This window comes from Pseudomonas sp. P5_A2_2 (assembly GCF_054177685.1).
The window spans coordinates 1-10,573 of sequence record NZ_JBGCUL010000119.1; the positions used below are offsets into that span (position 1 = coordinate 1).

Below are 10,573 nucleotides of genomic sequence, written 5' to 3' on the forward strand. Positions count from 1 at the left end.
CACTGGATCAAGGCATTGAACACTGTGCGTTGGCGCCAGCCCTTGATCGTGGCACGATGTCGAGGTTATCGACCGAGACTCCTGACCATGCCGCAATCCCAAGCCAAGAATCTGTCCCTGATCGCCGCAATCGACCTGGGCTCCAACAGCTTTCACATGGTCGTGGCCAAGGCCCAGAACGGTGAAATCCGTATTCTCGAACGTCTCGGGGAGAAGGTTCAACTGGCCGCCGGCATCGACGAAGAACGCCATCTCAGCGAAGAATCCATGCAGCGCGGGCTCGACTGTCTCAAGCGCTTCGCCCAACTGATCAGCGGTATGCCCACCGGCGCCGTTCGCATCGTCGGCACCAACGCCTTGCGTGAAGCCCGCAACCGCGCCGACTTCATCCGTCGCGCCGAAGAAATCCTCGGCCACCCGGTGGAAGTCATTTCCGGTCGTGAAGAAGCGCGCCTGATCTACCTCGGCGTGTCCCACACCCTCGCCGATACCCCGGGCAAGCGCCTGGTGGCCGACATCGGCGGCGGCAGTACCGAATTCATCATTGGCCAGCGCTTCGAACCGCTGCTGCGCGAAAGCCTGCAGATGGGTTGCGTCAGCTACACCCAACGCTATTTCAAGGACGGCAAGATCACCCCGGCCCGTTACGCCCAGGCGTACACCGCGGCGCGGCTGGAGATCATGAGCATCGAGCACGCCTTGCACCGCCTGACCTGGGATGAAGCCATCGGTTCCTCGGGCACCATCCGCGCCATCGGTCTGGCGCTGAAGGCTGGCGGCCACGGCACCGGCGAGGTCAATGCCGAAGGCCTGGCCTGGCTCAAGCGCAAACTGATCAAGCTGGGCGATGTCGAGAAAATCGATTTCGAAGGAATCAAACCGGATCGCCGGGCGATTTTCCCGGCCGGCCTGGCGATCCTCGAAGCGATCTTCGATGCCCTCGAACTGCAACGCATGGATCACTGCGAAGGCGCCCTGCGCGAAGGCGTGCTCTATGACCTGCTGGGCCGCCATCATCACGAAGACGTGCGCGAGCGCACCCTCACTTCGCTGATGGAGCGCTACCACGTCGATCAAGAGCAAGCGGTACGGGTCGAGCGCAAGGCGCTGCATGCGTTCGATCAGGTGGCCGCGGACTGGGATCTGGAAGACGGCGTCTGGCGCGAACTGCTCGGCTGGGCGGCCAAGGTCCATGAAGTGGGCCTGGACATCGCTCACTACCAGTACCACAAGCACGGCGCCTACCTGATCGAGCACTCCGACCTCGCCGGGTTCTCCCGCGAAGACCAGTTGATGCTCGCGCTACTGGTGCGCGGCCATCGTCGCAACATTCCCAAGGACAAGTTCGCCGAGTTCGGCGATGACGGCACCAAGCTGATTCGCCTGTGCGTGCTGCTGCGATTTGCGATCCTGTTCCACCACATCCGTGGCACCCAGCAAATGCCCCAGGTGGAACTGAACGCCTATGGCAACAGCCTGGAAGTGGTGTTCCCGGACAACTGGCTGGACGAAAACCAGCTGACCCAGGCCGACTTCGCCATCGAAGCGGAATGGCTCACTCGCGTCGATATTGTGCTGAACGCACGCTGAAATTGAAAAAGGCCTTCTTCGGAAGGCCTTTTTTGTATTCGAGATTCTGCAGACACAGCTAAACCTGTAGGAGCGAGCCTGCTCGCGATGGCGTCGGATCAGCCAACATTGATGTCAACCGTGTTACGGACATAACGACCGTCCGACTGCAGACTCCAGCTGTGGGTGTTATCGGTCAGATACAACTCCAGTTCTTTCTTGACCCGCATGATCAGCTTCTTGCCTTCCACCGGGAAGCAAGTCTCGACGCGCTTGTCGAGATTGCGCTCCATCCAGTCGGCACTGGACAGGAACATCTGCTCGTCACCGCCATTGAGGAAGTAGAAGACCCGGGTGTGCTCCAGGAAGCGGCCAATGATCGAACGCACGTGGATGTTGTGGGAAACCCCGGTGATACCCGGCCGCAGGCAGCACATGCCACGCACCACCAGATCGATGCGCACGCCTGACTGGCTGGCCTTGTACAGCGCGCGGATGATCTTCGGATCGGTCAGCGAGTTGAATTTGGCGATGATGTGCGCCGGTTTGCCGTCGAGGGCGAACTGGGTCTCGCGGGCAATCATGTCGAGCATGCCCTTTTTCAGGGTGAACGGCGCATGCAGCAACTTCTTCATGCGCAGCGTCTTACCCATGCCGATCAACTGGCTGAACAGTTTGCCAACGTCTTCGCACAAGGCATCGTCGGAGGTCAGCAGGCTGTAGTCGGTGTACAGGCGGGCGTTGCCGGCGTGGTAGTTACCCGTGCCGAGGTGCGCGTAACGCACGATCTCGCCGGCCTCGCGGCGCAGGATCAGCATCATCTTGGCGTGGGTCTTGAAGCCGACCACGCCATAGATGACCACTGCACCGGCCGCTTGCAGACGGCTGGCCAGTTGCAGGTTGGATTCTTCGTCGAACCGCGCACGCAGTTCGATCACCGCCGTGACTTCCTTGCCGTTACGCGCCGCATCCACCAGCGCATCGACGATTTCCGAGTTGGCGCCGGAACGGTACAGCGTCTGGCGCACCGCCAATACGTGCGGGTCCTTGGCGGCCTGGCGCAGCAGGTCGACCACCGGGGTGAACGACTCGAACGGGTGCAGCAGCAGGATGTCCTGCTTGCTGATCACGCTGAAAATGTTCTCGCTGTTTTGCAGCAGTTTCGGAATCTGCKGGGTGAACGGCAGGTATTGCAGCTCGCGCTGGCTGTCGAGGCCAGTGATGCTGAACAGCCGCGTCAGGTTCACCGGACCGTTGACCTGATACAACTCGGTCTCGCTCAGGTTGAACTGCTTGAGCAGGTAGTCGGACAGGTGTTTCGGGCAAGTGTCAGCCACTTCCAGGCGCACCGCATCGCCGTAGCGACGGGAGAACAGTTCGCCGCGCAAGGCGCGGGCCAGGTCTTCGACGTCTTCGGAATCCAGCGCCAGGTCGGCGTTCCGGGTCAGGCGGAACTGGTAGCAGCCCTTGACCTTCATCCCCTGAAACAGGTCATCGGCGTGGGCGTGGATCATCGACGACAGGAACACATAGTTGTCGCCTGCGCCGCCGACTTCTTCCGGCACCTTGATGATGCGCGGCAGCAGGCGTGGCGCCGGGATGATCGCCAGGCCGGAATCGCGGCCAAAGGCGTCGATGCCCTCGAGCTCGACGATGAAGTTCAGGCTCTTGTTCACCAGCAACGGGAACGGGTGCGTCGGGTCGAGGCCGATTGGAGTGATGATCGGTGCGATCTCGTCGCGGAAATAACGACGCACCCAGGTCTTGAGCTTGGTCGTCCAGTAGCGGCGACGGATGAAGCGGACCTGATGTTTTTCCAGCTCCGGCAACAGAATGTCGTTGAGGATCGCGTACTGGCGATCGACGTGACCGTGAACCAGTTCACTGATGCGGGCCAGGGCCTGGTGCGGTTGCAGACCATCGGCGCCAGCCTGTTCACGGGCGAAGGTGATCTGCTTCTTCAGGCCGGCGACACGAATTTCGAAGAACTCGTCCAGGTTGCTGGAGAATATCAGCAGAAACTTCAGCCGCTCCAGCAACGGGTAGGACTCGTCCAGCGCCTGCTCCAGCACGCGGATGTTGAACTGCAGTTGCGAGAGCTCGCGGTGGATGTACAGGCTGCTGTCATCCAGACCGGGAATGGCCACCGCCGGCGCTGGCGCAGCGGCAGCGGTTTCGACGACCGCCGCGGGCGGAGCTGGCTCCAGCTCCGGCGGGGTCTCGTCGACCTGCTCCACCACGGGTTGAGCGTCTTTAACGGCAACTTCAGTGAGTACTTCGGTATTCATCGAATGTTCCTGGGAGGGCTATTTCTGCTCTCGTAACAATTGAGCGGCACGAACGGCAAAGTACGTCAGGATGCCATCTGCCCCTGCACGTTTGAAAGCGGTCAGGGACTCGAGGATAACCCCTTCGCTCAACCAGCCATTCTGGATTGCCGCCATGTGCATGGCGTATTCGCCGCTGACTTGATAAACAAACGTCGGCACTTTGAATTCTTCTTTTACCCGGCACAGGATGTCCAGGTACGGCATGCCTGGCTTGACCATGACCATGTCTGCACCTTCTGACAAGTCCGCCGCCACTTCGTGCAGGGCTTCGTTGCTGTTGGCCGGGTCCATCTGATAGGAGGCCTTGTTGGCCTTGCCCAGGTTCAGCGCCGAACCGACCGCATCGCGGAACGGGCCATAATAGGCGCTGGCGTACTTGGCCGAGTAGGCCATGATCCGCACGTTGACGTGACCTGCCACCTCGAGGGCTTCGCGGATCGCCTGGATGCGGCCGTCCATCATGTCCGATGGCGCCACGACCTGGGCGCCGGCTTCGGCATGGGACAGGGCTTGCCTGACCAGTGCGTCGACGGTGATGTCGTTCTGCACGTAGCCTTCTTCATCAAGAATGCCGTCCTGGCCGTGGGTAGTGAACGGGTCCAGGGCGACGTCGGTGATCACGCCCAGCTCAGGGAATTGCGCACGCAGCGCACGGGTCGCGCGTTGGGCGATGCCTTGCGGGTTCCACGCTTCGGCGGCGTCCAGCGACTTGAGCTCCGAGGGTGTTACCGGGAACAGCGCCAGCGCCGGAATCCCCAGTTCGACCCACTTGGCTGCCTCTTCCAGCAACAGGTCAATGGTCAGGCGTTCGACGCCCGGCATCGAGGCCACCGCTTCGCGACGGTTTTCACCATCCAGCACGAATACAGGCAGGATCAGATCATCGACGGTCAGGACATTTTCACGGACCAGACGACGCGAGAAGTCGTCACGACGGTTGCGGCGCAGGCGGGTTGCGGGGAACAAACGATTGGCGGGGGTAAAGCTCACGGCAGACTCCTGAGCCCGCAGACGTGCGAGCGTGACAGTTATAAGCGGCCATTATGACGAACGTGTGACAGTTATGTGCACGCTGCGACAGGTAGCCGCATTCCATTGTCCTTGTAGGAAATGTTCACGTCGAGACACATTTGGACACTTTCCTGAATGTGTCCGAAGGGTTAGGCTGCGCGTTCATTTCGCCAGCACCCAGACAATGCTCCAACAATTTCTGCATGACTTCGGCTATTTTGCCCTTTTCCTAGGCACGTTCTTCGAAGGCGAAACCATTCTGGTACTCGCGGGCTTCCTCGCGTTCCGTGGATACATGGACATCAACCTGGTGGTGGTCGTGGCCTTCTTCGGCAGCTATGCCGGCGACCAACTGTGGTATTTCCTGGGGCGCAAGCACGGGCGCAAGTTGCTGGCGCGCAAACCGCGCTGGCAAATGATGGGCGACCGGGCGCTGGAACACATTCGCAAGCATCCGGACATCTGGGTGCTGAGCTTCCGCTTCGTCTACGGTTTGCGTACGGTGATGCCGGTGGCCATCGGGCTGTCAGGCTATCCGCCGGGCCGTTATCTGCTGCTCAACGGAATTGGCGCGGCGATCTGGGCCGCCGCATTGGCGGCGGCCGCGTACCATTTCGGCGCCGTGCTCGAAGGCATGCTCGGCAGTGTGAAGAAGTACGAACTCTGGGTACTCGGTGCCCTGTTGGCCCTGGGCTTCGTGTTGTGGCTGCGCCGGCGCTTCAAGAATGCCCGCCTGGCCAAGCAGGTCTATGCCGACGAACAAGCCCTGAAAGCTGCACAGACCAATACCGAAGGCCCTACGACGCCAACCGAGTGATGCGGTTCCTGCAACAGTAGAGACCGATGCCGCTGAACAGGCTGTAACTGAGCAGGCCGACCCAGCCCACCGCGCTGGCCGGCCACAACCCCACCATCGGGGCCAGCCATACCAATGGCAGATTCGACGCCAGCCGCACCCACTCCAGCTTCAACGCCCACGGGCGACTCTCCAGGGCCACGCCCAGCACAAACAGACCGAACGCCACCACCCCCCAGCCCAACATCAGGGCGGCGACTGGCAGTTTCGGCTCAAGATTCATCAAGTAGCTGCCCAGCGCGATGTAGGCGCAGAACTGCAACAAGACGTAGAGCTGCTGACGCCCGTCCAGCGGCACCTCGAATTTGCGGAACTGGCTCAGGTCCGGCTTGTTCACCGGGTATTTGGCCGCCACGTCCGCCGGGCGCCAACCGGTGCGCATGAACCAGATCCGCAGCTTGTCCCAGGTGCTCTCGGCACGCCGCGCATCTGCCCATAACTGCGCGTAGAACTGCACGTTCGCCCACACAGGATTCCAGCTCGCCAGCGGCGTGGTCACGCCGAAAATCACCGGCTCGTTGTCGTCTTCTTCCTGGAACGAGCCGAACAGACGGTCCCAGATAATGAACACGCCGCCGTAGTTGCGATCCATGTAGAGAGCGTTCTGTGCATGGTGAGCCCGATGATTGGATGGCGTGACAAAGAACCATTCGAACCAGCCGAGCTTGGGAATGTGCCGGGTGTGCACCCAGAATTGGTACAGCAGGTTCAGCGCCGCGACGCTGACGAACACCAGCAGCGGCACGCCGAACACCGCCATCGGCAGATAGAAAATCCAGCTCAGCAGGAATCCGGTACTGGTCTGGCGCAACGCCGTGGACAGGTTGTAGTCCTCACTCTGGTGATGCACCGAATGGGCGGCCCAGAGGATGTTGCGCTCGTGGCCCATGCGGTGCAGCCAGTAGTAGCAGAAGTCATAGAAGACAAAGGCGAACAYCCAGACCCACACACTGTCGACCGACAGTTCGAACAGCGCCAGGTACTTGAGGGCGAACGCGTAGGTCACCAGCCCCACGCCTTTGGTCAGCAACCCCGTGGTGGTCGACAGCACGCCGGTGCTGATGCTGTTGATCGCGTCCGCCACCCGATAATTACTTACCCCGCGCCAACGGTCGGCCAGCAGTTCGACGGCGATCAGCACAAAGAAAAACGGCACCGCATACAGAATGAAGTCCATGACGCGCCCTGACCGGAATCTTGAGGACAGATGCTATGTGTAGCCGTGAATTAACCCTATGGCAACGAGTGACAAATTAGTGGACATTTAACGCCATGAATCTGGAGAAAAGCCCATGAGCAAAAAAGTTGCAGTGATCCTTTCCGGTTGTGGCGTGTACGACGGCGCCGAGCTCCACGAGAGCGTCATCACCCTGCTGCGTCTGGACCAGCGCGGTGCCCAGGTGCAGTGTTTCGCACCGAACATCGCGCAGTTGCATGTGATCAATCACCTGACCGGCGAAGAAATGCCCGAATCGCGCAACGTGCTGGTGGAGTCGGCACGGATAGCCCGGGGCAACATCAAGRATATCCGTGACGCGAACGTCGATGAGTTCGATGCGCTGATCGTGCCCGGCGGCTTCGGCTCGGCCAAGAACCTGTCCAACTTCGCCATCGAAGGTGCTGGCTGCACCGTTCAACCGGATGTCCTGGCACTGACCGAAGCCTTTGCCGAGGCCGGCAAGCCGGTGGGGTTGATGTGTATCTCCCCAGCCCTGGCGGCAAAGATCTACGGCCCCGGCGTCACCTGCACCATCGGCAATGACACCGACACCGCTGCCGCGATGAACAAGATGGGCGCCACCCATGCCGATTGCGCGGTCAGTGACATCGTCGAGGACAAGGCACGCAAACTGGTGAGCACACCGGCTTACATGCTGGCGCAATCGATCAGTGAGGTGGCGTCCGGCATCAACAAACTCGTGGACCGCGTGCTCGAACTGACCCACGAAAACGATGCCTGACACGGTTCAAAAATGTGGGAGCGAGCTTGGTCCGGGCGGCGTTCCGACGATGGGGCCAGCACATTCAACATTGATGTTGTCTGTAAGTCCGCTATCGCGAGCAAGCTCGCTCCCACAGGGTCCACCACTGGTCTTAAGATTTGCGCGCCAAACGAGTGAGAATCCGGTCCAGCGCATTGGCAAACGCGTGCTTCTCACGTTCGCCAAAGGGTGCCGGTCCACCGCCCATTTGCCCCTGTTCGCGCAAATCGGTGAACAGGTTGCGCACCGCCAGCCGCTCTCCCATGTTCTGCGCATCAAACTCCTTGCCCCGCGGATCGAGCGCCGCCACGCCCTTCTTCACCAGACGATCGGCCAGCGGCACATCGCTACAGATCACCAGCTCACCGGGCACCGCGTGTTCCACCAGATAATCGTCCGCCGCATCCGGACCGCTCGGCACCACGATCAACTTGACCAGTGCCAGCCCCGGTTTGGTCTGCGGCTGTCCGGCCACCAGCACCACTTCGAACTGGCGTTTGAGGGCGAACTTCACCACCAGATCCTTGGCTGCCCGCGGACAGGCATCGGCATCGATCCACACACGCATTGAATTTTCCTCTGTTGAAAAGCATCGTCGGAACGCCGCCCGGGGCAAGCCACGCTCCCACAGGATACACATCGCCCATGTGGGAGCGTGGCTTGCCCGCGAAAGTGAGCGAAGCGAATGCTTTTCAGGAAACCTGCACCCGCCGCCCCTCAACCACCCGGCTACGACCATACAACACGACAATCGCAATGATCGCCAAAGCCTGGGCACTCAGCGAATACGCATCGGCATGGATCCCCAGCCAGTCGAAATCAAAGAACGGCACCGGCCGCGTGCCGAAGATCCCGGCTTCTTGCAGCGCTTTCACGCCATGCCCGGCAAACACCACCGACAAGGCGCACAAAAGACCGGCGTTGATGCTGAAGAACAGCGCCAGCGGCAGCTTCGCCGAACCGCGCAAAATCACCCAGGCCAGGCCGACCAGCAGCACCAGCGCCGTGGCCCCGCCGGCCAGCACCGCGTTATGCCCCGCCGGACCCGCCTGCAACCACAGAGTTTCGTAGAACAGAATCACTTCGAACAGTTCGCGATACACCGAGAAAAACGCCAGGGTCGCAAAGCCGAAACGCCCACCGCCACCCACCAGGCTGGTCTTGATGTAATCCTGCCAGGCCGCCGCGTGACGACGGTCATGCATCCACACGCCCAGCCACAACACCATGACACTGGCAAACAACGCCGTCGCACCTTCCAGCAATTCGCGCTGCGAACCGCTGACATCGATCACATAGGCTGCCAGCGCCCAGGTACCCAGCCCCGCCAGAAACGCCAGTCCCCAACCGGCGTTGACGCTGCGCACCGCCGCCTGTTGACCCGTGTTGCGCAGGAAAGCCAGGATCGCCGCCAGCACCAGAATCGCTTCCAGACCTTCGCGTAGCAGAATCAGCAGGCCGGAAATGTAACTCAGCGACCAGCTCAAACCGTCGTTGCCGAGCAGGCCGGCCGATGCCTTCAACTTGGCCTTGGCCGCTTCCAGGCGCTGTTCGACGTCGCTCACCGGCAGACCATCCTGCAACGACTGACGGTAGGCCATCAGGGATTTTTCAGTGTCTTTACGCGTGTTGGCATCAACGTTGTCCAGCGAGCTTTCAATCAGTTCAAAGCCTTCCAGGTACGCCGCTACCGATAAGTCATAAGCCTGGTCATGCTCACCGGCACGATACGCCGCGATGCTCTTGTCCAGAGTGGCTGCGGTGTAGTCGAGCAGTTGTGCCGGGCCACGCTTGACCTGCGGCGGTTGCGCCCGCTGGGCACGGAAGGTCGCGGCGGTTTGCGGGCCTTCGGCGGCCTGTACTTCGGCCGGGGTCTGACGAGCCAGGTCGGCAATGTTGTAGGTCTTTTCAGCCTTGGCCGTCGCCGGATCAACACTGAAGCTGGCGATATAGGTGGCAAGGTCCCAACGCTGACGATCATCGAGTTGATCGGCAAAGGCCGGCATGTCAGTCCCTTCGACACCCTGGCCCAAGGTGCTGTAGATCGCGTAGAGGCTCAGCCGATCCAGTCGTCTGGTATCGCGCAGATTTGATGGCGGTGGCGTCATGCCGACACCCGCCGGGCCGTCGCCGGCCCCTGAATCGCCATGGCAGACCGAGCAATGCTGAGCGTACAGCGGCGCCCCACGCGACGGATCTGGCGTAATGACCGGGGCCTGGCTGACTTCATAGGCCACGGCCAGCTTCGCGCCCAGTTGCCGAGCCTGGCGAGTGACGTCGGCACCGTCCTGACGGGTACTGATGGAGTTACCCAACGCGGTCAGGCTTTGCTCCAGCACCGTCTTTTCCGGTTTGGCTGGCAGGGCTTCAATCAGACTTTCCAGCGTCTTGACCGATTCTTGCTGCGCGCGAAATCCGGCCTGGTCCGTGATGCTGCCCGCCTGCACCGTGTCCGGGTAATCCGCGCCGATGTAATCGAGCAAGTGCAGCGCCTGCGGCGCACCTTCGGCGGGGGCGGCCAGCAGTTGAACGCTGCACGCCGCGAACAGCGGCAGCAGCAACCAGGCCAGCAAACGGGAGGGGGCAATCATGAATGAATCTCAGTTGGAAAAACGAAGTTACATATTGTTAACGCCCAACGGGTTTCGCTCAAGCATTGTCGGGACTTCCGGTGAAATCACGGGCTCTCCAAGGTATTGATACACCAATGAAAAAGGCGACCTCATGGGTCGCCCTCCTGGATTTCCGCGGGCTTAGATCGCAGCTTTGCGCAGCGTCGCCATGAATGCTGCCGCACCGATGAATAGTCCGGCAAAGGTCCGATT

Annotated in this window: 7 protein-coding genes and 2 pseudogenes; 3 read left to right on the forward strand and 6 right to left on the reverse strand. The window is 60.9% G+C overall.

The features are described 5' to 3' along the window. The first annotated feature begins 87 nt into the window (after positions 1-87). Positions 88-1,590: an exopolyphosphatase gene (gene ppx / locus ACXRVY_RS10695; protein WP_223456500.1), complete on the forward strand. Its 1,503-nt coding sequence runs from the start codon at positions 88-90 to the stop codon at positions 1,588-1,590. A gap of 125 nt (positions 1,591-1,715) precedes the next feature. Here ppx and ppk1 read toward each other — a convergent pair. Further along, positions 1,716-3,857: pseudogene (ppk1, locus tag ACXRVY_RS10700) on the reverse strand (polyphosphate kinase 1); the annotation flags it as partial. Positions 3,858-3,875: 18 nt separating this feature from the next. Then, a complete protein-coding gene (gene hemB, locus ACXRVY_RS10705; RefSeq protein WP_223456495.1) occupies positions 3,876-4,889 on the reverse strand; it encodes a porphobilinogen synthase in 1,014 nt (337 codons plus the stop codon). 205 nt (positions 4,890-5,094) lie between these two features. Between hemB and ACXRVY_RS10710 the strand changes: the two genes are divergently transcribed. Beyond that, a complete protein-coding gene (locus ACXRVY_RS10710) occupies positions 5,095-5,727 on the forward strand; it encodes a DedA family protein (protein WP_223456492.1) in 633 nt (210 codons plus the stop codon). Here ACXRVY_RS10710 and ACXRVY_RS10715 read toward each other — a convergent pair. Continuing rightward, entirely contained in the window at positions 5,708-6,943 is a 1,236-nt protein-coding gene (locus ACXRVY_RS10715; protein ID WP_458237367.1) for a sterol desaturase family protein, read from the reverse strand. The genes ACXRVY_RS10710 and ACXRVY_RS10715 overlap by 20 nt on opposite strands. 115 nt (positions 6,944-7,058) lie before the next feature. Here ACXRVY_RS10715 and elbB point away from each other — a divergent pair, with 115 nt between their 5' ends. Then, positions 7,059-7,727 (forward strand): isoprenoid biosynthesis glyoxalase ElbB, encoded by a 669-nt coding sequence (gene elbB / locus ACXRVY_RS10720; RefSeq protein ID WP_458237368.1) that lies wholly within the window; start codon positions 7,059-7,061, stop codon positions 7,725-7,727. A gap of 133 nt (positions 7,728-7,860) precedes the next feature. On the opposite strand, the gene ACXRVY_RS10725 is transcribed toward elbB, so the two are convergent. The 3 genes and pseudogenes from ACXRVY_RS10725 to ACXRVY_RS10735 form a co-directional block, all read right to left on the reverse strand. Beyond that, entirely contained in the window at positions 7,861-8,316 is a 456-nt protein-coding gene (locus tag ACXRVY_RS10725; protein WP_223456485.1) for a YaiI/YqxD family protein, read from the reverse strand. Between the two features lie 124 nt (positions 8,317-8,440). Next, on the reverse strand, positions 8,441-10,339 hold the full coding sequence (locus tag ACXRVY_RS10730) for a cytochrome c/FTR1 family iron permease (protein WP_223456483.1): 1,899 nt from the start codon (positions 10,337-10,339) through the stop codon (positions 8,441-8,443). 162 nt (positions 10,340-10,501) lie between these two features. Then, positions 10,502-10,573: pseudogene (locus tag ACXRVY_RS10735) on the reverse strand (threonine transporter RhtB); the annotation flags it as partial.

Excerpts from the sequence above, each read along its gene's own strand:
- ppx (WP_223456500.1), top strand. The coding sequence starts at position 88 with ATGCCGCAATCCCAAGCCAAGAATCTGTCCCTGATCGCCGCAATCGAC.
- ACXRVY_RS10710 (WP_223456492.1), top strand. The coding sequence starts at position 5,095 with ATGCTCCAACAATTTCTGCATGACTTCGGCTATTTTGCCCTTTTCCTA.
- ACXRVY_RS10725 (WP_223456485.1), bottom strand. The coding sequence starts at position 8,316 with ATGCGTGTGTGGATCGATGCCGATGCCTGTCCGCGGGCAGCCAAGGAT.
- ACXRVY_RS10730 (WP_223456483.1), bottom strand. The coding sequence starts at position 10,339 with ATGATTGCCCCCTCCCGTTTGCTGGCCTGGTTGCTGCTGCCGCTGTTC.